The 22,400-nt window shown below is 70.0% G+C and carries 17 protein-coding genes; 10 read left to right on the top strand and 7 right to left on the bottom strand.

The window, feature by feature from the left end; translation table 11 throughout:
- Nucleotides 1–21: 21 nt before the first annotated feature.
- From AB0I12_RS11380 to AB0I12_RS11355, 6 genes are all read right to left on the bottom strand, one after another.
- A complete protein-coding gene (locus AB0I12_RS11380) occupies nucleotides 22–981 on the bottom strand; it encodes a nucleoside hydrolase (RefSeq protein ID WP_359927882.1) in 960 nt (319 codons plus the stop codon).
- Nucleotides 938–2,257 (bottom strand): hypothetical protein, encoded by a 1,320-nt coding sequence (locus tag AB0I12_RS11375; protein ID WP_359927880.1) that lies wholly within the window; start codon nucleotides 2,255–2,257, stop codon nucleotides 938–940. Before AB0I12_RS11375 ends, AB0I12_RS11380 begins: the two co-directional genes overlap by 44 nt.
- Nucleotides 2,258–2,351: 94 nt before the next feature.
- Complete coding sequence (locus tag AB0I12_RS11370) at nucleotides 2,352–4,427, bottom strand: ABC transporter ATP-binding protein (RefSeq protein WP_359927878.1); 2,076 nt, start codon at nucleotides 4,425–4,427, stop codon at nucleotides 2,352–2,354.
- Nucleotides 4,424–6,157, bottom strand: coding sequence for an ABC transporter ATP-binding protein (locus AB0I12_RS11365; RefSeq protein ID WP_359927876.1), 1,734 nt, complete (start codon nucleotides 6,155–6,157; stop codon nucleotides 4,424–4,426). The genes AB0I12_RS11370 and AB0I12_RS11365 overlap by 4 nt, the downstream gene beginning before the upstream one ends.
- On the bottom strand, nucleotides 6,157–6,837 hold the full coding sequence (locus AB0I12_RS11360) for a TetR family transcriptional regulator (protein WP_359927873.1): 681 nt from the start codon (nucleotides 6,835–6,837) through the stop codon (nucleotides 6,157–6,159). Before AB0I12_RS11360 ends, AB0I12_RS11365 begins: the two co-directional genes overlap by 1 nt.
- 42 nt (nucleotides 6,838–6,879) lie before the next feature.
- On the bottom strand, nucleotides 6,880–7,650 hold the full coding sequence (locus tag AB0I12_RS11355) for a TetR/AcrR family transcriptional regulator (protein ID WP_359927872.1): 771 nt from the start codon (nucleotides 7,648–7,650) through the stop codon (nucleotides 6,880–6,882).
- Between the two features lie 155 nt (nucleotides 7,651–7,805).
- On the opposite strand from AB0I12_RS11355, the gene AB0I12_RS11350 reads away from it, so the two are divergent.
- Genes AB0I12_RS11350 through AB0I12_RS11340 form a run of 3 tightly spaced genes read left to right on the top strand, consistent with a single transcriptional unit; the run spans nucleotide 7,806 to nucleotide 13,664 of the window.
- Complete coding sequence (locus AB0I12_RS11350) at nucleotides 7,806–9,686, top strand: ABC transporter ATP-binding protein (protein ID WP_359929747.1); 1,881 nt, start codon at nucleotides 7,806–7,808, stop codon at nucleotides 9,684–9,686.
- A gap of 43 nt (nucleotides 9,687–9,729) precedes the next feature.
- Entirely contained in the window at nucleotides 9,730–12,507 is a 2,778-nt protein-coding gene (locus AB0I12_RS11345) for a DEAD/DEAH box helicase (RefSeq protein ID WP_359929745.1), read from the top strand.
- Nucleotides 12,504–13,664: an SWIM zinc finger family protein gene (locus AB0I12_RS11340; protein ID WP_359927870.1), complete on the top strand. Its 1,161-nt coding sequence runs from the start codon at nucleotides 12,504–12,506 to the stop codon at nucleotides 13,662–13,664. The genes AB0I12_RS11345 and AB0I12_RS11340 overlap by 4 nt, the downstream gene beginning before the upstream one ends.
- Before the next feature lie 4 nt (nucleotides 13,665–13,668).
- Here AB0I12_RS11340 and AB0I12_RS11335 read toward each other — a convergent pair whose 3' ends face one another.
- Nucleotides 13,669–14,355, bottom strand: a complete 687-nt coding sequence (locus tag AB0I12_RS11335) for a DUF4232 domain-containing protein (RefSeq protein ID WP_359927867.1) — start codon at nucleotides 14,353–14,355, stop codon at nucleotides 13,669–13,671.
- A gap of 185 nt (nucleotides 14,356–14,540) precedes the next feature.
- Here AB0I12_RS11335 and AB0I12_RS11330 point away from each other — a divergent pair, with 185 nt between their 5' ends.
- From AB0I12_RS11330 to AB0I12_RS11300, 7 genes are all read left to right on the top strand, one after another.
- On the top strand, nucleotides 14,541–15,041 hold the full coding sequence (locus AB0I12_RS11330) for an N-acetyltransferase (RefSeq protein WP_359927864.1): 501 nt from the start codon (nucleotides 14,541–14,543) through the stop codon (nucleotides 15,039–15,041).
- 109 nt (nucleotides 15,042–15,150) lie between these two features.
- Nucleotides 15,151–16,815 (top strand): ABC transporter substrate-binding protein, encoded by a 1,665-nt coding sequence (locus AB0I12_RS11325; protein ID WP_359927861.1) that lies wholly within the window; start codon nucleotides 15,151–15,153, stop codon nucleotides 16,813–16,815.
- Nucleotides 16,812–17,765 (top strand): ABC transporter permease, encoded by a 954-nt coding sequence (locus AB0I12_RS11320; RefSeq protein ID WP_359927859.1) that lies wholly within the window; start codon nucleotides 16,812–16,814, stop codon nucleotides 17,763–17,765. Before AB0I12_RS11325 ends, AB0I12_RS11320 begins: the two co-directional genes overlap by 4 nt.
- A complete protein-coding gene (locus AB0I12_RS11315) occupies nucleotides 17,765–18,652 on the top strand; it encodes an ABC transporter permease (RefSeq protein ID WP_359927857.1) in 888 nt (295 codons plus the stop codon). The genes AB0I12_RS11320 and AB0I12_RS11315 overlap by 1 nt, the downstream gene beginning before the upstream one ends.
- A complete protein-coding gene (locus AB0I12_RS11310; protein WP_359927854.1) occupies nucleotides 18,649–19,626 on the top strand; it encodes an ABC transporter ATP-binding protein in 978 nt (325 codons plus the stop codon). The genes AB0I12_RS11315 and AB0I12_RS11310 overlap by 4 nt, the downstream gene beginning before the upstream one ends.
- Nucleotides 19,626–20,627: an oligopeptide/dipeptide ABC transporter ATP-binding protein gene (locus AB0I12_RS11305; RefSeq protein WP_359927852.1), complete on the top strand. Its 1,002-nt coding sequence runs from the start codon at nucleotides 19,626–19,628 to the stop codon at nucleotides 20,625–20,627. The genes AB0I12_RS11310 and AB0I12_RS11305 overlap by 1 nt, the downstream gene beginning before the upstream one ends.
- The gene (locus AB0I12_RS11300; RefSeq protein WP_359927849.1) at nucleotides 20,624–22,375 is read left to right on the top strand and encodes a gamma-glutamyltransferase; all 1,752 of its coding nucleotides are present in this window, start codon (nucleotides 20,624–20,626) and stop codon (nucleotides 22,373–22,375) included. Before AB0I12_RS11305 ends, AB0I12_RS11300 begins: the two co-directional genes overlap by 4 nt.
- The last annotated feature ends 25 nt before the right edge of the window (nucleotides 22,376–22,400 follow it).

Raw genomic sequence — 22,400 nt, 5'->3', positions numbered from 1 at the left:
CGCTCACACGGCGGCCCTTCCTTAGTGCAAAGCGTCCTCCAGCCAGGTCATGAAGGCCGCATAGTCCGCCGAGATCGACATCGCGATCTCCTCGCCGTCCGCCGTCAGACTCATCCGCCCGATGCCGTCCAGCGCGACGTGCTCACGCACGAACCGCACACCCGGCCAGAGCATCGCGGCCGCGAGTGTCAGCGCATCGTGCTGCATCGACCCCGGATACTTCACCATCCAGCGGTCGAAGTGCTCGCGCAGCACCCGCTCCCACGGTTGCGCGTCCGGGCGGCCCCAACGTTGGTAGAGCGCGGACTCGCGGGTGATCTCCATCGCCGGGTTGAACGTCACGTCCGACAGCACGAACCTCGAATTCCACCGTCCCAGCTCCGGCACCATCCGGATCGCCGCCTCCGCGTCCACCCGGAAGTTGTGCTCGGCCCGCGACGGATCCCGGTACTTGATCGCCCCACCCATCTGCGTGACCGCCATCCGCGGGATCAGCACCGGCGCCTCACGTTGCAGCCGCGCAAGGTTCGACAGCGGTCCCATGCCGACCCAGCGAATCCGTCCCTCGATTCCCGAGCAGACCTCGTCGATCACACCGACCACATCGGTGTCCTGCCGAGGCACCTCAGCCGGACAGACCCCGTCCATCACCCACATCCGGCTGTTCCCCAGATCGGAACCAGCCACGACGCGCACATCCGGCCGTCCGACCATATCCAGCAGGTACCGCGCGAGCCGCGCCCGCTCCCCGCCGTACTCGTCGCTCGTCACCACCAACCGCAACTCCGGCACCCGCCGAGCCGCCACCACCAGCGCCACCGTGTCGTCCGGATCCCCACCCAGATCGGTGTCGATGATCATCGGCGCCGTGGCGATCGCCGGCGGGCCGGGCGACGGTGGCGGCCCGCCGACGATCAAGCCGAGATCGTCGGACTCGTCAAAGATCGCGGCCCATCCCGCAAGCGCCATCCATTCCGCCACGGGATCCTCTTCGCGATCCTCGCCCATCGCCATTTCCACCTTTCCGCATCGCGCTGAACACATTCTCGACGAACACTTGCTTGTCGCCGTCACTCCCGCACCGCTCGTACGCGGCCCAGATCGCCTGCCGGTCACGTTCCGGCACCTGCGCGCGGTCCAAGGTCTGCTGTAGCGCCTCCACCTGCCGGTTGTCGGCCCGATACACGAACGAGCCGAGGAACTCCGCAAGCCGCGGATCAGTCGCCCGGCCCTCGATCCACGCCCGGATCTCGCCGCGGTACCGGCCGGCGCCGTCCTCGAGCCCCCGACGGTAGTTGCCTCCCGCATCACGCAGGACGGCGACATCCCGGGCCAGGTCGGCGACCGCCTTGAGATTCATCACCTTCACGCCCTCCCGCACCCGAGGGTCACGGAGACGAGGCGACAACCGCGCTCTGCTCAGGCCTTTCAGCGGGTCCGGATCGTGACGCTGACCGGACTGCACGGGACCGGTGGCGTCGATCCGCTCCGGGCTCGACATCGGTCCGTTGAGCAGTTTCTCGATGCTGTGCAGAGCGAGCCGGTGCGCGAATGTCTTCGACTCGTCGGCCGGCAGCGCCTCGAGGGCCTGCCCCGACCGCGTCTCCGCTGCGGGCAGGTGGACCTCATAGCCCTTCTTGCTTCCGGGATGCGGGTCGTCCGGCGACTCGCCGTGGAACGCATACCGTCCGACGAACTCGGTCTCCGGGTAGACCGCGGCCAGCAACTCCTGGGCACGTCCCTTGAAGCTCGTGTCAACCAGTGCCACCCGGCTCCCCGGCTGCCCGACCGGCACCCGCTCGCCGCGCAAGTAGTCCGTCAGCATCTGATACCCGCCAACCGCGTTCGCGGGATTCGCCCGGGATGCCGTGCCCCGGAACCCGTGCACCTGCGGGAAAGTCAGGCCTTGGTGACGCTCGAGGTCCTGGAGCGCGTTCTCGACCAGGAGACGTGACAGCACGACGTTCGATCCGTGCCGATGGAAGAACTGTCCGTCGAGCCGGCTCATTGCCAGAGCGAGATGGTGGCCGTCGCGGCCGAGCGCGACCACCCGATCGACGTTGCGGACAGCAACATCCTCCCGAAGGTCGGCGAGCATGTCGTCGGCGACCCGGACCATCAGGGGAGCCGGAAACTCGTAGGTCACGAGGTAGGCGTCCCGCAGCGTCCTGACATCCGCGGGGTCGTCGACGCTCAGTCGCGTCGCGACCCGGTGGGCGGTCCGGGTGCCGCGTTCGTGGACGAAGTTCGTGGGCATGCGTCAAGTACCGCACAGAAGGCGATACCGGCGCGGAAGTTATCCACAGGCTGCAGTGGGCGGGGATGCCTGGGTGGCGTCCCCGCCCACCGGGTCAGCGGCCCATCGGGCGGGCGGCTGGGGTGGCGGGGGCGGTCAGGGCTGCTGCTTCCTCGTCGATGTCTACTACCGCGCCGCTGAACTGGGCGTTGTAGAGGCGGGCGTAGGCGCCGTCCAGGGTGAGGAGTTCGTTGTGGTTGCCCTGTTCGACGATCGCGCCGTTCTCCATGACGAGGATCAGGTCCGCGTCGCGGATGGTGGACAGGCGGTGGGCGATGACGAAGCTGGTGCGGTCGGAGCGCAGGGCGGCCATGGCGCGCTGGACCAGGACCTCCGTGCGGGTGTCGACCGAGCTGGTCGCCTCGTCGAGGATCAGCAACTGCGGGTCGGCGAGGAACGCGCGGGCGATGGTGAGCAGCTGCTTCTCACCGGCGCTGACGTTGCTGCCTTCCTCGTCGATGACCGTGTCGTAGCCGTCGGGCAGGCTGTGGACGAAGCGGTCGACGTACGTCGCCTTCGCGGCCGCCAGCATGTCCTCCTCGGTGGCGTTCAGGTTGCCGTAGAGGAGGTTGTCCCGGATCGTGCCGCCGAACAGCCAGGTGTCCTGCAGCACCATGCCGATCCGCGAGCGCAGGTCGTGCCGGGTGAGCTCGGTGATGTCCACGCCGTCGAGCGTGATCCGGCCGCCGTTCAGCTCGTAGAACCGCATGATCAGGTTGACCAGCGTGGTCTTGCCGGCGCCGGTCGGGCCGACGATCGCGACGGTCTGCCCTGGCTCGGCGACCAGGCTCAGATCGGTGATCAGCGGCTTGTCCGGGTCGTACGAGAACGACACGTGCTCGAACTCGACCCGGCCCCGCGCGTCGGTCACCTTCTCCGGTGTCGCGTCGTCCGGCACCTGCTCCTCGGCGTCGAGGACCTCGAACACGCGCTCGGCCGACGCCACGCCGGACTGCAGCAGGTTCGCCATCGAGGCCACCTGGGTGAGCGGCTGGGTGAACTGGCGCGAGTACTGGATGAACGCCTGTACGTCGCCCAGCGACATCGTGCCGGAGGCGACCCGCAGACCGCCGACGACCGCGATCACCACGTAGTTGACGTTCCCGATGAACATCATCAGCGGCATGATCAGGCCCGAGATGAACTGCGCGCCGAACGCGGCCTTGTAGAGCTCCTCGTTCTTCTCCGCGAAGCTCGCCTCGATCTCCTTCTGCCGGCCGAAGACCTTCACCAGCTCGTGCCCGGTGAACGCCTCCTCGATCTGGCCGTTCAGCGCGCCGGTGTGCCGCCACTGCGCCACGAACCGGACCTGCGACCGCTTCGCGATCGCCGCGGTCAGCACCATCGAGATCGGGATCGTGACGAGCGCGATCAGCGCCAGCAGCGGGGAGATCACGAACATCATCGTGACCACGCCGACCACCGTCAGCAGTGAGGTCAGCAGCTGGCTCAGGGTCTGCTGCAGGCTGGTCGAGATGTTGTCGATGTCGTTGGTCACCCGGCTGAGCAACTCACCGCGCGGCGCGCCGTCGAAGTAGCTCAGCGGCAGCTTGTTCAGCTTCTCCTCGACCTCGGACCGCAGGTCGAGAATGGTCCGCTGGACGACGCCGTTCAGGATGTAGCCCTGCGCCCAGGACAGGAAGAACGCCCCGGCGTACAGCGCCAGGACCAGCAGCAGGACGTTGCGCAGGGCATCGAAGTCGATGCCGACGCCCGGGATCAGGTCGATCCCCTGCAGCAGGTCCGCGAGCCGCCCGTTGCCGGACGCGCGGGTCTGCTCGATGACCTGCTCCTTGGTCATACCGCTGGGCAGCCGCTTACCGATCGCGCCGGCGAAGATGATGTCGGTCGCGCGGCCGAGGATCTTCGGGCCGAGCACCGACAGCCCGACGCTGAAGACCGCCAGCAGTACGACGCCCGACACCTGCATCCGGTGCGGCCGGAGCCGCTTCAGCAGCCGCTTCGCCGAGGGCAGGAAGTCGAGCGACTTGTCCCCCGGAATGCCGCCGGGAGGACCGAACGCCCGCCCGGTGGTCGGCCGCTCGGTCGCCTTGACGGTCTTCGCCGCGCCCGGCTCCGCCCCGTTCGGCGACGGCTTCTGCCCGTTGGGCGACGGCTTCTGCTCGCTCATGCCGCCTCCTCCGCGGAACGCTGGGACTCGACGATCTCGACGTACGTCGGACACGTGTCGAGCAACTCCTGGTGGGTGCCCTTGCCGACGATCGCGCCGTCCTCGATCACCACGATCTGGTCGGCGTCGATGATCGTCGAGACGCGCTGCGCGACGACGACCACGCAGGCCTCCCGCGTGATCGGCCGCAACGCCGCCCGCAGCCGGGCGTCCGTCGACAGGTCGAGCGCCGAGAAGGAGTCGTCGAACAGGTAGATCTCGGGTTTGCGGACCAGCGCCCGCGCGATCGCGAGCCGCTGCCGCTGGCCGCCGGACACGTTCGTGCCGCCCTGGGCGATCGGCGCGTCCAGGCCCTCGGGCATCGCCTCGACGAAGTCGCGGCCCTGGGCGATCTCGAGCGCGTGCCAGAGCTCCTCGTCGGTCGCGTCCGGGTTGCCGTACCGCAGGTTGCTGGCCACCGTCCCGGAGAACAGGTACGGCCGCTGCGGCACCAGGCCGATCCGCTCCCAGAGTGCCTCGGGCTCGATCTCCCGTACGTCGATGCCGTCGACGAGCACCCGCCCCTCGGTCGCGTCGAACAACCGCGGCACCAGCGACAGCAGCGTCGTCTTACCGGCGCCGGTGCTGCCGATGATCGCGGTCGTCTGACCCGGCGACGCCACGAAGCTGATGTCCCGCAGGACCGGCTCGGCGGCCCCCGGGTACTTGAACGAGGCGCGCTCGAACACGAGCTGGCCGCGCCCGGTGAAGTTCGTGATCGGCGTGACCGGCGGCCGGACCGAGGAGTCGGTGTCCAGCACCTCGGAGATCCGGTCCGCGCAGACCGAGGCCCGCGGCACCATGATCATCACGAACACGCCCATCATCACCGAGAACAGGATCTGGATCAGGTAGCTCAGGAACGCGGTCAGCGCCCCGACCTCCATGGTCCCGTTCTCGACCCGGGACGCGCCGAACCACAGCACGGCGATGCTGGACATGTTCAGGATCAGCATCACGGTCGGGAACACCAGCGCCATCAGCCGGCCGGCCCGGATCGCGGTGTCGGTGAGGTGCTGGTTCGCCTCGCCGAACCGCTCGACCTCGTGCGGCTCGCGGACGAACGCCCGGACCACCCGGATCCCGGTGATCTGCTCGCGCAGCACCCGGTTCACGCCGTCGATGTTCTTCTGCATCTTCCGGAACTGCGGCACCATCCGGCTCGCGATGAAGCCGATCGTGACCGCGAGCAGCGGCACCGCGACGGCGACCAGCCAGGACAGCCCGACGTCCTCGCGGACCGCCATGATCACGCCGCCGACCATGGTGATCGGGGCCGCAACCAGCATCGTGCAGGTCGTGACCACCAGCATCTGGATCTGCTGCACGTCGTTCGTACTACGGGAGATCAGCGTCGGCGCGCCGAACTGGTTGACCTCCCGGGCGGAGAACTCCCCGACCCGGTGGAACACCGCGGCGCGGACGTCACGGCCGAAGAGGGCGGCCGTCTTCGCGCCGAAGTACACCGCGGTGATCGTGCAGACGATCTGCAGCAGACTGACGGCGAGCATCCAGCCGCCGGTGCTCATGATGTAGGCGGTGTCGCCCTTGGCCACACCGTTGTCGATGATGTCGGCGTTCAGGCTGGGAAGGTAGAGGGAGGCGATCGTCCCGATCAGTTGCAGGACGACCACCAGGGACAGGTTTCCTGCGTACGGACGCAGGTGCGTACGCAAGACGCGAAGTAACATCAATCATCCCCAGAGTCGTGATGGCGGGCACCGTCGAGCGCGAATTCGGCGATGTCCTCGGAGGCCGGCGGCTGACCGGTGTGGTGCTTGGCGTGCTTGAGGAGACCGTCGAAGGCGAAGTCGACGATCTCCTCGGCGGTCAGCACGTGGCCGCCGGAAATCAGTGGGTGGGTCGCCGAGAAGGTCAGCAGGTTGATCCGCCGGACCACCTCCTCGGCCGGGAGCCGGAGCTGGTCCTCGTCGGGCCGGATCAGCTCGGCGAACGCCGCGTTGGCCAGGTCGGACTGCCGTTGCTGGCGCGCCTTGTCCAGGGCGGTCGCCTTCCGGAAGTCCGGCGGACGCTGGATCCGCAGGGCGAACAGCAGCTTGAACACCTTGCCGAGCCGCCGCTGGCCGATCCCGACCGCCGCCACCACGCGCTCCCGCAACGGCAAGCAACGGTCGATCTCCGCCAGCGCCTTGACCAGGTCGGAGGTGTCGAACACGGTCGCCATCGCCGCCTCGATCAACGCGTCCTTGCTGCCGAACGCGCGGAAGATCGTCCCCTCGGCGATCCCGGCCGCCTCGGCGATCTGCTTCGTACTGACCTCGGGCCCGAACTCCTCGAGCAACGGCAGCGCGGCCGCGACGATGGCGGCGCGCCGTTCCTCGGGAGGCAGTGGGGTGGCTCGTGGACTCACGAGATCAAAGGTAACTGAGTGAGTACTCACTCACAACTGCAATTACCCCTGTGGCGCAGACCGGTTCACCACCAGCGCGGAGACGCCGTCGAGCAGCCGCTCCAGACCGTACTCGAACGCGTGTTCGGAGTCGTACGGCGCGTCGAACTCATTCCCGACGGCGGTGCCGACGCGCGCCGAGATCGGGAACTTCTCCAGGTCGCCGATCTGGTCCAGGTGCGGGACGTGCGCCAGCCACCACTCCTTGTCGGTCATCCCGGACCGCTGGATCACCTGGCGCGCCTCCACCGCCGTACGGACGGCGCCGTGGACGTAGCCGTTGACGAGCGCGACGGTCGCGTCCATCTCGAGGTCGGTGAGTCCGATACCTTCGACCGCACCCAGCTCCCATTCGTACTTCGCCATCACGTTGGGGCCGAGCGGTGGGCGGCTGATCGCGACCTGGAGCAGCCACGGGTGGCGCAGGTACAGCTCCCGGTTCTCGCGCGCGACCTCGTCCAGGGCAGCTCGCCAGTCCCCCGGTACGACGCGCCGCGGCAACTCGCCGTACACCGTGTCGAGCATGACGTCGAGCAGCTCACCCTTGCCCGGAAAGTACCGGTACAGCGTCATCGCCCCGGCGCCGAGCTCGTCGGCGACGCGGCGCATCGACATCGCGGCCAGCCCCTCGGCGTCCGCGACCCGCACGGCGGCCGCGACGATCCCGTCCACGGTCAACGCCGGCTTCGGCCCACGCGTCGGCGCCGGCCGCCTCCGCCACAGCAGCTCGAGACTCTTCGCCGGGTCTCCGCTCCCGCTGTGCTCCTGGTTCATGTGCGTGATTCTCTCGTAGCGGCTATTCTTCGTACAGCGTACGCAGTTGACCTCAAGTTACGTCGAGGTTCTAGCGTCGGGTTTTGTCGGTGGTCTACGGAATCATCGACGTCCCCGATCGATCGAATCACCGGAGTCCAGCCGTGAGTATGGAAATGACCGCGTGGAACTCGCTCTACCACGCGATGCACGCCCAGGACGAGAAGCGGCCCTTCTCGCGCGCCACCCTGCGCCGGATCCTCGCCTTCGCCCGGCCCCACCGGCGGTACCTGATCGCCTTCCTCGTGCTCAGTATCGGCGCGGCGGTGCTGGCGGTCGCCACGCCGGTGCTGGCCGGGCGGGTGGTCGACGCGATCGTCGGCGGCAAGGCGGTCGGCGTCGTCCTGCAACTGTCCCTCCTGATCGCCGTCATCGCTGTCGCCGAGGCCGGGTTCAGCCTGCTGACCCGTTGGCTGTCCGCGAGCATCGGCGAGGGCCTGATCCTGGACCTGCGGACCGCCGTGTTCGATCACATCCAGCGGATGCCGATCGCCTTCTTCACCCGGACGCGCACCGGCGCGCTGGTCTCCCGGCTGAACAACGACGTCATCGGTGCGCAGCGCGCGTTCAGCGACACGCTGTCCGGTGTGGTCAGCAACCTGGTGATGCTCGTGCTGACCCTCGTGGTGATGTTGCGGGTGTCGTGGCAGATCACTCTGCTCGCATTGATTCTGCTCCCGGTCTTCGTCGTCCCCGCGCGCCGGATCGGGACCAGGCTGGCGGGTCTGCAGCGCGAGGCGGCGAACTACAACGCGACGATGAGCACGCAGATGACCGAGCGGTTCTCGGCTCCGGGTGCGACGCTGGTCAAGCTGTTCGGGCGGCCGGCGCGCGAGTCGCACGAATTCGCTGTCCGGGCGCGGCGGGTGCGCGACATCGGCGTCCGCACGGCCATGGTGCAGTGGATCTTCGTCACCTCGCTCACGCTCGTCTCCGCGCTCGCGCTGGCGGTCGTCTACGGACTGGGCGGGTTCTACGCGTTGCGCGACCAGCTCGACGCCGGCGCGGTGGTCGCGATGGCGCTGCTGCTGACCCGGCTGTATTCGCCGCTGACCGCGCTCGCAAGCGCGCGGCTCGAGGTGATGACGGCGCTGGTGAGCTTCGAGCGGGTCTTCGAGGTGCTGGACCTGGAGCCGCTGATCAAGGACAAGCCGGACGCGGGCCGGGTGCCCGAGGGGCCGGTGGCGGTGGAGTTCGCGGGTGTCAGCTTCGCGTACCCGTCGGCGGACAAGGTGTCGCTGGCCTCGCTCGAGGAGGTCGCGAAGCTGGACACCCGCGGCGGGGTCGAGGTGCTGCACGACGTCTCGTTCCGCGCGGAGCCGGGGCAGATGGTCGCCCTCGTCGGGTCGTCCGGCGCCGGCAAGTCCACGATCGCGCAGCTGATCCCGCGGCTGTACGACGTGGACTCGGGCGCGGTGAAGCTCGCCGGAGTCGACGTCCGCGACGTGTCCGCGGAGTCGTTGCGGGACACGCTCGGCATGGTCACGCAGGACGGGCATCTGTTCCACGACTCGATCCGGGAGAACCTGCTGCTCGCACGCCCCGAGGCCACCGAGGACGAGGTGTGGGACGCGCTGGAGCGGGCCCGGCTGGGTGAGTTGATCCGGTCGTTGCCGGACCAGCTGGACACCGTGGTCGGTGAGCGCGGGTACCGGCTGTCCGGTGGCGAGCGGCAGCGGCTGACGATCGCCCGGCTGCTGCTCGCGCAGCCGCGGGTGGTGATCCTCGACGAGGCAACGGCCGCGCTCGACTCGACGAACGAGGCCGCCGTACAGGCAGCGCTGACCGAGGCCCTCGCCGGCCGGACGGCCGTCGTCATCGCCCACCGGCTGTCGACGATCCGGGCCGCCGACCAGATCCTCGTGATCGAGTCCGGCCGCATCGTCGAGCGCGGCCGGCACGCGGAACTCCTGGCGGCCGGTGGCCGTTACGAGGAGCTGTACCGCACCCAGTTCGAGCAGCCCGGTGCGGAAGGCGCCGAAGCGGTTCCGGTCTGAAGTTCATTGGTCATTCGCGAGCGTGCAGGAGGTCGTCGGTTTGGTGGACACGGGGCAGCAGCTGGCCGGATACGCGGTGGTCTTCCGGCCGGCTGATCCACCACGCAGCAGCCGGGTAGCGTTCTGGGATCCCTCCGGCGACCCACTCCCCCTCGGCGTCGGCGACCAGGCCGACCTCACGCTGACGGTCGGCGGGCAACTGCAGGACGTCCGGGCGGTCGAGTTGCCGGTGGCCGAGGCGGTGCCGGTGCTCGGGCGGATGCGGTGGGCGGCCGGGGCGCATCCCTCGGCCGCGTTCTGGGGCGGGGCCGCGCTGGTCGGGTTGCAGCTGGTTGCCCGGGGCAAGCTGCTTCCCGGCGTGACGCCGGACGGCCACGACGCCTGGCGGGTCGGCCCGCTCGAGCCCGATGACGTGACCCGTCTGCTCACCCTCGCCGAAGCCATGCCCGCCTCGGCCCGCGCACTCCCCCTCACCGACTCCCCCGACCAGGTGCGGTTGCCGGTGGCCGAGGAGTTGTTGCGGCAGTTCCTGGACGCGGTGGCCGACGGTATGCCGAGGTCGCCCGCGGCCGCGAAGGCACACCGGACAGACCTGTTCACCGCGGCCGCACCCCAACGGGCGGAGCGGCTGCGGACCTGGGCGGACGAGGTGTCGGTGGGCCTGGACACCGGCGTACGGATCTCGCTGCGTATCGAGCTCGCCGACTCGCTCGCGTTCAGCGCCGTTGTCCAGCTGCACAGCCTGAAGGACCCGACCCTGGTCAGGGATGCGGACGATGTCTGGTCCGACGACGTCCCCGGGTTCGGCCCGCGCGCACGGATCGACGCGACCCTCGCGATCCGCCGCGCCGCCCGCGTCTGGCAGCCGCTCACCCGCCTGCTCGACTCCGCCGTACCGGACCGGATGGACCTGGCCGACGACGACGTCGCCGACCTGCTGGCCGGATCGGCGCAACGACTCGCGGCAGCAGGCATCGACCTGCACTGGCCGCGCAGCCTCGGGCGAGAGCTCACCGCACGCGCCGCGATCACCTCGGCCGACGGGCCGCCGAGCGACCTTCCCGGCTTCTTCCAGGGCGACAAGACCCTCGACTTCAGCTGGCAGGTCGCGCTCGGGGACGACCCACTGACCGAGGCCGAGCTCGACCGGCTCGCGGAAGCCACCCGGCCGGTCGTCCGGCTCCGCGACCAGTGGATGCTGATCGACCCCGAGCTTGCCCGCAAGGCCCGCGACCGCATCCTCAAGCCCGTCACCGCGATCGACGCGCTCGGCGTCGCCCTGACCGGCACGACCGAGATCGACGGCCGGCAGGTCACCGTCACCCCTGCCCGGTGGCTCGACGACCTGCGCGCCCGGATCGCCGATCCCGACCGCGCCGACGACCCGCCCGAAGCTCCACCGGGTCTGCAGGCCACCCTGCGCGACTACCAGTTGCGCGGTCTGCGCTGGCTCGCCCGGATGACATCGCTCGGCCTCGGCGGCTGCCTCGCCGACGACATGGGCCTCGGCAAGACGATCACGCTCATCTCGTTGCATCTCCACCGCCAGCAGTCCGCGGATACCGCGGGCCCGACACTCGTGGTCTGCCCGGCGTCGCTGCTCGGCAACTGGGAGCGCGAGGTGCAGCGCTTCGCCCCCGGCACTCCGGTGCGGCGTTTCCACGGCACGTCCCGTTCGCTCGACGACGCGCGGGAGGGTTTCGTGCTGACGACGTACGGGACGCTCCGGCGCGACGCCGCACGGCTGGGTGAGCACCCGTGGGCGCTCGTGGTCGCCGACGAGGCTCAGCATGTCAAGAACCCCTCGTCCGGTACTGCGAAGGCGTTGCGGACCGTGCCGGCCAAGGCCCGGGTGGCGCTGACCGGCACGCCGGTGGAGAACAACCTCTCCGAGTTGTGGGCGATCCTCGACTGGACGACGCCGGGGCTGCTCGGCCGGCTCGGCACATTCCGCAGCCGGTGGGCGACGCCGATCGAGGCGGACAAGGACGAGGAGGTCGCGGCACGGCTCGCGAAGCTCGTCACGCCGTTCCTGCTCCGGCGGCGCAAGTCCGATCCGGGCATCGCCCCGGAGCTGCCGCCGAAGACCGAGACCGACCAGCCGGTGTCGCTGACCCGCGAGCAGGTCGTGTTGTACGAGGCAACGGTTCGCGAGCTGATGGCGGAGGTCCAGGCCAGCGACCGGATGGCGCGCCGCGGGCTGATCGTGAAGCTGCTGACCGGGCTGAAGCAGATCTGCAACCACCCCGCGCAGTACCTGAAGGAGCCCGGCGACGCCCGGCTGACCGGTCGCTCGGGCAAGCTCGAGCTGCTCGACGAGCTGCTCGAGACGATCGTCGCGGAGGACGGCGCCGTGCTCGTCTTCACGCAGTACGTCGCGATGGCCCGCCTCCTCGAGCGGCATCTCGCCGAGCGCGGCATCCCCACCCAACTGCTGCACGGCGGCACTGCGGTCGCGCGGCGCGAGGACATGGTCGACCGGTTCCAGGCCGGCGAGGTGCGGGTCTTCCTGCTGTCGCTGAAGGCCGCCGGGACCGGGCTGAACCTGACCCGCGCGGATCACGTCGTGCACTACGACCGCTGGTGGAATCCGGCGGTCGAGGACCAGGCGACCGACCGGGCGTACCGGATCGGCCAGACCAGGCCGGTGCAGGTCCACCGCTTGATTGCCGAAGGCACCATCGAGGACCGGATCGCCGGCATGCTCGCCGCCAAGCGCGAGCTGGCCGAGGCGGTGCTGTCCGGCGGTGAGGCCGCGCTGACCGAGCTCTCCGATGCCGAGCTGGCCGATCTCGTCGAGCTGCGCGGAGGTGCCCGATGAGTGCCGCGCGAGGTTTCCCGGCGTTCGCCGCGCAGCACCGCAGCACGCGGGGCAGGTCGTGGTGGGCGCAGGCCTGGGTGCAGGCGATGGAGGACACGTCCCTGGACGCGGGCCAGCTCCGCAAGGGCCGCCGCTCTGCGAACTCCGGCCAGGTCGGCACGATCACGGTCAGCCCCGGACGGATCGCCGCGACCGTGTACGCACCCGAGGACACCTACGAGTCAGTGGTGCACGTCGACGAGCTCACCGACGACGACTGGCACCGCTTCGGCGAGCAGCTCGCCGCGCGGGCCGGGCACATCGCGGCGTTGCTCGACGGCGAGATGCCGCACAACCTGGTGGAGGCCGCGGCCGATGCCGGCGTCACGCTGCTGCCCGGCATCGGCGACCTCGACTCCAGCTGCACGTGCGACGCGTGGGAGCTGCCCTGCCAGCACGCCGCGGCGCTCTGCTACCAAGTCGCGTGGCTCCTCGACGCGGATCCGTTCGTCCTGCTCCTTCTCCGCGGCCGCAGCCGCGAAGACCTCCTCGACGAGCTCCAAGCGTCGTCGTCCCAGCCCACAGCACCGGGCGTCGCCGTCGCCGACGTAGTCGCGGCCTCGCCCGGCGACCTGCCGGAGCCACCCGATCTGCCGACGAAGGTGAGCGCCGACGATCTGGCCGTCGCCGGGATCGAACCACCCGAAGGCCTCGGCCCGCACGTCCTGCAGCTACTGGTGCTCGACGCCGCCCGCCGCGCACGCTCGATCCTCAATGCGCTCCTGCACGGCACCGCGGAGCCGCAGGCGCTCGACGAGTGGCAGGACACCGTGCGCCTGGCGACCGACTTCCCGGAGCTCGTCGCGGCGCTGACCGAGTCCTCCGACCGGGACGTTGCCCCAGGCATCCAAGCCTGGCGGTACGGCGGCGCGCCGGGCCTCGACGTCCTCGAGCACACCTGGACACCCGAGCCGGCCGAGCTCAACCGGGCGCGGACCGAACTGCTCGCCGCGGACGACGACCTCACCATCAGCACCTCGGCGAACCGGCTAACGCTCGGCGCCGACACCCAGCTCAGGCTGGACCGCAACGGCCGCTGGCACCCGTACCGGCTCGTCGACGACACCTGGGTCCCGGCCGGTCTGCCGTCCAAGGACCCGCTGGTCGTCGAGTGGTAGTCCGTCAGGACTGCGTGACCGGGCGCATGGCGAGGCCCTCGGTGCCCGCCCAGTAGGTGACGCGCTGGCCGTCGTCGGCCTCGAACGAGGTGACGGGCATCTTCACCCTCGTGGGCTTCTCGGCCTCCGCCTCACCACCGGGGCTGCCGAGGCTGACGGCGACGTACTTCACGGAATAGGTGTCCATGTGGCCGCCGGTGGTGAGCACTCCCGCGTACGCCTTCTCGCCCGGCGCGAGGGTGATCGCCTCACCGGAGTCGGTCCCCTCCTTGACCGAGGCCGGACGCTGGGCGTCGCCGAGCGTGACCTCGGGATAGTTCTGGACGTCGCACTTCTTGGCGCTCAAGTTCGTTGCCACGAGCATCAAGTGCCGAACCTCCTCGCCCTGCGCGTCGTAGTTCGTGATGGCGAGCGTCAGGTCCGCCATGGTGCACAGCTCGACGCTCGAGTCGTCACCGGTCGTCTTGGTCGGCTTCGGCGTACTCGACGGCCTGGCCGAGCTCGAGGCGGCCGGTTCGGTCGACGCGGACGGCGGGGTCGCCGAGGTGGTTGCGCTTGCCGAGGTCGTGGCGCGCTGCTGGTCCGACGGCTTGCTCCCGTCCGACGTGTTGCCCGACCCGCACGCCGCGGTCGTCAGGACCGTGGCTACCAGACCGGCCCCCAGGATGTGCCTTCTCCAGCTGGTTTTCATGGCGTTCCTTTGATCAGCGGTGCGTAACGGAAAATCAGGATGATGGACGCCTCACGCTGAGTTAAAGTTGGTCACGACTTCGGAGGAGGAGGTGAGTTGATGACCGCGCGAGCCCGCGCTGCCGCACGTCCGGCAGCGCTTTCGGTCAATCAACTCATCCGCTGAACCCTCCGAAAGGCATCACGTTGTCCAACATCTGGAACACCCGTGTCGAGACGCCGTCCGACATCGAGCCGCTCCGCGACCTCACCCGCGACGCGTTCGGCCGGCAGTTCGAGGTCGACTTCCTCGACGCGCTCCGCGCCGATTCCGTCGCCTGGATCCCGGGACTCTCGTTCGTCGCGACCACGTCCGACGACACGCCGATCGCCTACGCGCTCCTCACCCGCTGTCACGTCGACGACGTACCGGTCCTGTCACTCGGACCGGTGGCCGTACTCCCGGCGTACCAGCGTCAAGGCGCCGGCGGAGCGGCGGTGCGGGCCGCGCTGGCGACGGCGCGTCACCGCGAGGAGCCTGCCGCGCTCGTCCTCGGCCACGCTGAGTACTATCCGCGGTTCGGCTTCCGGCAGGCGACCGAGTTCGGCATCCACCATCCGCAGTACGACGGTCCCAACCTGATGGCGCTTGCGCTCGGCAACCACGCCGTACCGGCCGGAACTCTGACCTACCCGGTCACCGGCTGACAGTCCGTGCGGCGGTCGTAAAAGGTTCAGTCAAACTCGCCGAATCACTTGCGCACCCCGGTTGTATACATGAAACAGTCGACAGTACCCCGCCTACTAGGAGCACGTGATGACTCGTCGACTGTCACTGAACCGTTTCATCGGGGCCGGCGCGGCGGTCGCCGCGCTGGCCCTCGTCGGGACCGCCTGCTCGCCGGTGGAGCCGGCCGGCAGTGACAACCAGTCCGGCGGCGGCCAGTCGACCGCCGCCGGGCAGGACGTGTTCGGTGACGCCGCCGACCCGGCGCAGGTCAAGCAGGGCGGGACCCTGACGGTCGCGCTGTCGGCCGACCCGGACAAGCTCGATCCGACGCTGTCGCGCAGCCTCTACTCGCGGTATGTGTTCCACACCATGTGCGAAAAGCTGTACGACCTCGGCTCCGACGCCAAGGTGGTGCCGCAGCTCGCGACCGCACTGCCGACGATCTCGTCCGACGGGCTCAGCCTGACGATCCCGCTCAAGGAGGGCGTGAAGTTCGCCGATGGCGGCACGTTCGACGCGAACGCCGTGAAGACCTCGCTGAACCGGCACCTCACGCTCGCCGGATCGGCCCGCAAGAGCGAGCTCGGGCCGATCACGTCGATCGAGACGCCGGACGCGAAGACCGTGGTCATCAAGCTCTCGAAGCCGTTCGCCCCGCTGACCGCGGCGCTCGCCGACCGCGCCGGGATGGTGCTCAGCCCCGCCGCCGTCGCGAAGCTCGGCGCCAACTTCTCGAACGCGCCGGTCTGCGTCGGCCCGTTCAAGTTCGCCAGCCGGGTCGCGCAGAACTCCATCAAGGTCGTCAAGGACCCGCTGTACTACGACGCGGCGAAGGTGCATCTCGACGCGATCGAGTACCGGATCATCACCGACTCCAGCATCCGCTCGGCGAACCTCAAGTCCGGTGACGCGCAGGTGGCGGACTCGCTCTCGTCGCAGGACGCGCCCACGCTGCAGAAGGACGACACCGTCAGCGTGCTGCAGTCGCAGTCGCTCGGCTACCAGGGCCTGACGATCAACATCGGGAACGCCAACGGGATCGGCAACCCGCAGAAACAGCTCGACACGCCGATCGCGAAGGACCCGAAGGTGCGGCAGGCGCTGGCGCTGTCGATCGACCGGGACGCGCTGGTGAAGTCGATCTTCAACGGCCTCAACACGGTCGCCTGTTCCCCGGTGTCCCCGAAGAGCGAGTTCACGTCCGACGCGGCGCAGGTCTGCCCGCCGCACGATCCCGCGAAGGCCAAGCAGTTGCTCGCCGACGCCGGCGTCAGCACGCCGTACAAGGTCGAGATGATCACCTCCAACAACCCCGACAGCCTGCGGCTCGCGCAGGCCTTGCAGGGCATGGTGAAGGACGGCGGCTTCGACCTGGTCATCAAGCCCGTCGAGTACGCCGCGCTGCTGGACCAGCAGGACCGCGGCGACTTCGAACTGCTGCAGCTCGGCTGGTCGGGCCGCGTCGACCCGGACGCGAACATCTACAACTTCGTCGGCACCACCGGAAGCCAGAACGTCTCCGGCTACAGCAACCCCGACGTCGACAAGCTCCTCACCGACGCCCGCCAGTCCACCGACCAGGCCGAGCGCGTGAAGCTGTACGGCGAGGTCGTCGGCAAGCTGCAGCAGGACGACCCGATCATCTACATGTACCGCCAGCGCAACCTCACCGGCGTCTCGAAGAAGCTGCTCGGCATCCAGGTCTACCCGGACGGCGTGATCCGCACCGCCTTCGCAGGATTCGCCCAGTGAGGCGGTACCTGCTCAATCGGCTGTGGCAGTCCGCGGTGACGCTCGTGCTCGCGACGATCGTGGTGTTCGCCGGGGTGCGGGCGTTGCCCGGCGACCCGGCACTGGCGCTGGCCGGGGAGGATCGCGATCCGGAGTCGTTGCGGGCGATCCGGCAGCAGTACGGGCTGGACCAGTCGTGGATCGTGCAGTTCTGGCAGTTCGTCAGCCACGCGGCGCGCGGTGACCTCGGGCAGTCGATCCGGACCGGCGCTCCGGTGCGGTCGATGATCGTCAGCGCGTTGCCGGTGACGATCGAACTGTCGGTGCTGGCGATCCTGATCGCGAGCGTCATCGGGGTCGGCGCCGGCGTGGTGGCCGCCGTACGGCGTGGGCGCCCGGCGGAGTGGGCCGCGAACGCGCTGGCACTGCTCGGCCTGTCGGTGCCGCACTTCTGGCTCGGGCTGATGGCGATCCTGTACCTGTCGGTTGCCCTCGGCCTCTTCCCTGCCTCGGGTTTCGTGCCGTTCTTCAGCGACCCGGTCGCCAACCTCCACCACCTGATCCTCCCGGCGCTGATCCTCGGCACCGGTCTGGCCGCCGTGATCATGCGCCAGACCAGGTCGTCGATGCTCGACGCCCTGTCCGCCGACTACATCCGGACAGCGGAGGCCAAGGGTCTCCCGACCCGGGCCGTCGTCGGAAGACATGCCCTGCGCAACAGCCTGATCGTGGTCGTCACGATCGTCGGTCTCCAACTCGGCGCGCTCATCTCCGGCGCGGTCGTCACGGAACGGATCTTCGCCCTGCCCGGCTTCGGCAAACTGACCGTCGACGCGGTCTTCCAGCGCGACTATCCCGTCATCCAGGCGGTCGTGCTGGTGACCGCGACGGCGTACATCGTGATCAACCTGCTGGTCGACCTGCTGTACTCCGTGATCGATCCGCGGATCCGCGTGCGAGGTGAGGCGTGATGGCCGTCGCCGAAGCCGTGACGCCGGACCACCCGGCGCCGCTGCGCAGCAACCGCCGCCGGGTGGCCCGCCGGATCCTGCACAACCCGCTCGCACTCACCGGACTGGCAGTGCTGGCGTTCGCCGTGTTCCTCGCGGTGTTCGCCAACTGGCTGGCGCCCCACGAGCCGACCCAGACCCAGCTCGACCGCGCGTTCGCCCCGCCCGGCACGGTCGGGTACCTGCTCGGCACCGACGACCTCGGCCGCGACGTGCTCTCCCGGATCATGTTCGGGCTCCGCGCGTCGTTGCACGTCGGCGTCCTCGCGGTCGCGTTCTCACTGGTGGTCGGCGTACCGCTGGGGCTGATCGCCGGCTACTTCCGGACCGTCGACGCGCTGATCTCGCGGCTCACCGACCTGGTGCTGGCGTTCCCGTTCCTGATCCTCGCCGTCGGGCTGGCCGCGATCCGCGGCGCCAGCCTCGGCAACGCGGCGATCGCGATCGGGATCGCCCAGATCCCGGGCATGATCCGGATCGTCCGGTCCGAGACGCTGCGGCTGAAGTCGCTCGACTTCGTCGCCGCGGCGGTCGTCGAGGGTGCCGGCGACGCCTGGGTGCTGGGCCGGCACATCCTCCCGAACGCGGGGTCGGCGATCATCGTCCAGGCGACCGTCGGCATCCCGGCGGCGATCCTCGGCGAGGCTGTGCTGTCGTTCCTCGGCCTGGGGATCCAGCCGCCCGCTCCGAGCCTCGGCACGATGCTCGCCGACGCGCAGCAGTTCGCATCCCGGGCGCCGTGGGCCGCGGTAATGCCCGGTGTCGCGATCATGCTGCTCACACTGGCGTTCAACATCGTCGGCGACAGCCTCCGCGACGCTCTCGACCCGAAGGCGAGCCGCCGGTGAAACCTGTTCTGGCAGTCAAGGATCTGTCCGTCACCTTCCGCACCGAGGACGGCCCGCTGTCGGCGGTCGACCGGGTCGGGTTCGAGGTCGGGGACGGCGAGGTGCTCGCGGTCGTCGGCGAGTCCGGCTGCGGCAAGAGCGTCACGGCGATGAGCATCGCCGGCCTGCTCCCCCGCACCGCGACGGTCACCGGTTCGGTCGAGCTCGACGGCACCGAACTCATCGGCGCCGGCAAACGCACGCTGCAGTCGATCCGGGGCCGCGAGGTCGCGTACATCTTCCAGGAGCCGATGACCTCGCTGAACCCGGTCTTCACCGTCGGCCACCAGATCGGCGAGGTACTGCGGACGCACGTCGGCCTCAGTCGCCAGGCGGCGCGCGCCCGCGCGGTCGAGCTGCTCAAACTCGTCGGCATCCCGTCCGCCGAGCGCCGTGTCGGCGACTACCCGCACCAGCTGTCCGGAGGGATGCGCCAGCGCGTGATGATCGCGATGGCCGTCGCCTGCGACCCGAAGGTCCTGATCGCGGACGAGCCGACCACGGCCCTCGACGTGACGATCCAGGCCGGCATCCTCGACGTATTGCGCGGGCTGCGGGAACGTCTCGGGACCAGCATCGTCCTGATCACCCACGACCTCGGCGTGGTCGCGGACCTCGCCGACCGGGTCGCGGTGATGTACGCCGGGCGCGTCGTCGAGACCGCCGAGGTCCACGACCTGTTCGCGCGCCCCCAGCACCCGTACACGGTCGGGCTGCTCGGCGCCTCGCCCGCCGCCGGCCGGCACGCGGAATCCCAGCGGCTGAACGAGATTCCCGGCCTGGTCCCGGTCCTCACCGAGCAACCCAACGCCTGCACGTTCGCCGACCGCTGCCCGCGCGCCGTCGACACCTGTACGTCGTCCCAGCCGCAACTCACCGGCGCCCCGCATCGGGTCGCGTGCTGGAACCCCGTTCGCCAACCAGTGGAGGTCTGATGGACGCCGTCTCCCAGCCCGCCGAGGCGGCCCTGGACGTCGAGGATCTCGTCATGCACTTCGGGCCGGTCCGCGCGGTCGACGGCGTCACGCTGCGGATCCGGCAAGGCTCCGTCGTCGCGCTCGTCGGCGAGAGCGGGTCCGGCAAGTCGACCGTCGGTCGCTGCATCGTCCGGCTGCTCGAGCCGACCGGTGGAACCGTCAGGCTCGCCGGCGCCGACATCACCCATCTCAATCGCCGCAGGCTCCGCCCGCATCGCCGCGACGTGTCGATCGTGTTCCAGGACCCTGCGGGCTCACTCGATCCGCGGTTCTCCGTCGGGGACATCGTCGGCGAGCCGCTGCGCCTGATGCGCCGCAAGGACATCCCCGCCAAGGTCGCCGAAGCACTGCGCCGGGTCGGGCTACGGCCCGAAGTGGCGCAGCGGGCGCCGCACGAGCTGTCCGGTGGTCAGCGGCAGCGCGTCAGCATCGCGCGCGCGTTGATCTCCGAGCCGCGGCTGCTCGTCGCGGACGAGCCGACGAGTGCGCTCGACGTCTCGGTGCAGGCCGCCGTACTCAATCTGCTCGCGGACCTGCAGCGTGATCTCGGGTTCGCCTGCCTGTTCATCACCCACGACCTGTCCGCGGTCGAGTACCTCGCGGACGAGGTCGCGGTGATGTACCTCGGCCAGCTCGTGGAGCAGGGACCGCGGGCGCGGATCTTCGGCAAGCCCGCACACCCCTACACCCAGGCGCTGCTGTCCGCAGCGCCCGTCCCCGATCCCGCCGAGCAGCGCGCCCGCCGGCCGGTCCTGCTCGGCGACGACCTCCCGTCGGCGATCGACCCGCCGCCCGGCTGCCGCTTCCACACCCGCTGCCCGGTCGCGGTGGACACATGCCGGACGGTCGTCCCGCAACCGCGCACGATCGGCGAAGGTGGACACCAGGTCGCCTGCCACCTGGTCGAGGACGACGGCACCGGCCCCGACGTACGCTCAATTGAAGGAGTTGCTCGATGAGTTTCACCACCCGGCCGACGCTGCGCGGCACGTTCGGGATGGTTTCGTCCACGCATTGGCTGGCGTCGCAGTCGGCGATGCGGATCCTCGAGCTGGGCGGCAACGCGTTCGACGCTGGCGCCGCGGCCGGGTTCGTGCTACACGTCGTCGAACCGCACCTCAACGGGCCCGGCGGGGAGGTGCCGGCGATCATCGCGACCGCCGCCGACCCGACGCCGCGGGTGCTGTCCGGCCAGGGCGTCGCCCCGGCCGGCGCGACCATCGAGCACTACCGCTCGCTCGGTCTCACGCTGGTGCCCGGCTCGGGTCCGCTCGCGGCCACGGTCCCCGGCGCGGTCGATGCCTGGCTGCTCTTACTGCGCGACCACGGCACCCTGCCGCTGAGCGTCGTACTGGAGCCGGCCATCGACTACGCGCGCAACGGGCACCCGCTCGTGCCGCGGATCGCCGACACCATCGCCACCGTGCAGCAACTCTTCGAGGACCACTGGCCGACGTCCGCCGCACTGTGGCTCGACGGCGGCCGCCCGGTCACGGGACGGTTCCGCAACGAGGCGTACGCCGCGACGCTCGAGAAGCTCGTGGCCGCAGCAGTCGGGCCGGATCGCGAGACGCAGGTCGAGCAGGCGCGGAAGACCTGGCGGGAGGGATTCGTCGCGGAGGCGATCGACAAGTTCTCGCGGATCCCGCACCGCGACTCCAGCGGCGCGGACCACGCCGGCCTGATCACCGGCAACGACCTGGCCGCGTTCGAGGCGACCTGGGAGGACGCGGCGACGTACGACTGGAACGGGTACACCGTCGCCAAGACCGGCCCGTGGGGGCAAGGCCCGGGCCTGCTGCAGTCCCTCGCCGTACTCGCGGAGCTCGGGGACGTCGACCTCGACACCGCGGAGGGTGTGCACACCACGGTCGAGGTGATGAAGCTGTCGTACGCCGACCGCGAGGCCTGGTACGGCGACGGCGCCGACGTACCGCTCGGCACGCTCCTCTCCCCCGCGTACGCCGCCGAGCGGGCGAAGCTGATCGGCGCGGACGCCTCGCTGGAGCTGCGCCCGGGCAGCCCCGGCGGACGGACGCCGAAGCTGCCGTCGATTGCCGCCGGCAACGAGACGGGCGACGCGACGACCGGCGAGCCGACCGTCTCGCCCGTCGGGGAGACGCGCGGCGACACGTGCCATGTCGACGTGGTCGACCGCTGGGGCAACATGATCTCGGCGACGCCGAGCGGCGGCTGGCTGCAGTCGTCGCCGACGATCCCCGAGCTCGGCTTCTGCCTCGGCAGCCGCGCGCAGATGTTCTGGCTCGAGGAAGGGCTGCCGGCTTCGCTCGCACCTGGCAAGCGGCCGCGGACGACCCTGACGCCGACGCTTGTGCTCCGGGACGGCGAGCCGGTGATGGCGTGTGGTTCGCCGGGTGGCGACCAGCAGGACCAGTGGCAGCTGCTGTTCCTGCTGCGGCACCTGGGCGCGGGGCTGGACCTGCAGGAGGCGATCGACGCCCCGGCGTGGCACACGACCGGCTTCCCGTCGTCGTTCTACCCGCGCACCTCGGAGCCGGGCGGCCTGGTGGTCGAAACCCGCGTCGGGCGCGCCGTCGTCAACGAGCTGGCACGGCGGGGGCACGTCGTCACCGAGTCGGATGCGTGGAGCCTCGGCCGGTTGTGCGCCGTACGGAAGGAAGCCGACGGCATCCTCGCCGCCGCGGCAAACCCACGCGGCATGCAGGGTTACGCGGTCGGCCGGTAGCCCGGATCTGCAGGCCATCACAATC

This window comes from Kribbella sp. NPDC050459 (assembly GCF_040655315.1).
GTDB lineage: Bacteria > Actinomycetota > Actinomycetes > Propionibacteriales > Kribbellaceae > Kribbella.
The sequence above is the reverse complement of the archived record's forward strand: the minus strand, read 5'-3'. Positions and strand labels throughout refer to the sequence as shown.

What these genes read in the sequence shown, in the direction of transcription:
- AB0I12_RS11355 (WP_359927872.1), bottom strand. Translation starts at nt 7,650, where the DNA reads ATGAACCAGGAGCACAGCGGGAGCGGAGACCCGGCGAAGAGTCTCGAG.
- AB0I12_RS11365 (WP_359927876.1), bottom strand. Translation starts at nt 6,157, where the DNA reads ATGTTACTTCGCGTCTTGCGTACGCACCTGCGTCCGTACGCAGGAAAC.
- AB0I12_RS11335 (WP_359927867.1), bottom strand. Translation starts at nt 14,355, where the DNA reads ATGAAAACCAGCTGGAGAAGGCACATCCTGGGGGCCGGTCTGGTAGCC.
- AB0I12_RS11305 (WP_359927852.1), top strand. Translation starts at nt 19,626, where the DNA reads ATGGACGCCGTCTCCCAGCCCGCCGAGGCGGCCCTGGACGTCGAGGAT.
- AB0I12_RS11300 (WP_359927849.1), top strand. Translation starts at nt 20,624, where the DNA reads ATGAGTTTCACCACCCGGCCGACGCTGCGCGGCACGTTCGGGATGGTT.
- AB0I12_RS11325 (WP_359927861.1), top strand. Translation starts at nt 15,151, where the DNA reads ATGACTCGTCGACTGTCACTGAACCGTTTCATCGGGGCCGGCGCGGCG.
- AB0I12_RS11315 (WP_359927857.1), top strand. Translation starts at nt 17,765, where the DNA reads ATGGCCGTCGCCGAAGCCGTGACGCCGGACCACCCGGCGCCGCTGCGC.
- AB0I12_RS11370 (WP_359927878.1), bottom strand. Translation starts at nt 4,427, where the DNA reads ATGAGCGAGCAGAAGCCGTCGCCCAACGGGCAGAAGCCGTCGCCGAAC.
- AB0I12_RS11340 (WP_359927870.1), top strand. Translation starts at nt 12,504, where the DNA reads ATGAGTGCCGCGCGAGGTTTCCCGGCGTTCGCCGCGCAGCACCGCAGC.
- AB0I12_RS11350 (WP_359929747.1), top strand. Translation starts at nt 7,806, where the DNA reads ATGACCGCGTGGAACTCGCTCTACCACGCGATGCACGCCCAGGACGAG.
- AB0I12_RS11375 (WP_359927880.1), bottom strand. Translation starts at nt 2,257, where the DNA reads ATGCCCACGAACTTCGTCCACGAACGCGGCACCCGGACCGCCCACCGG.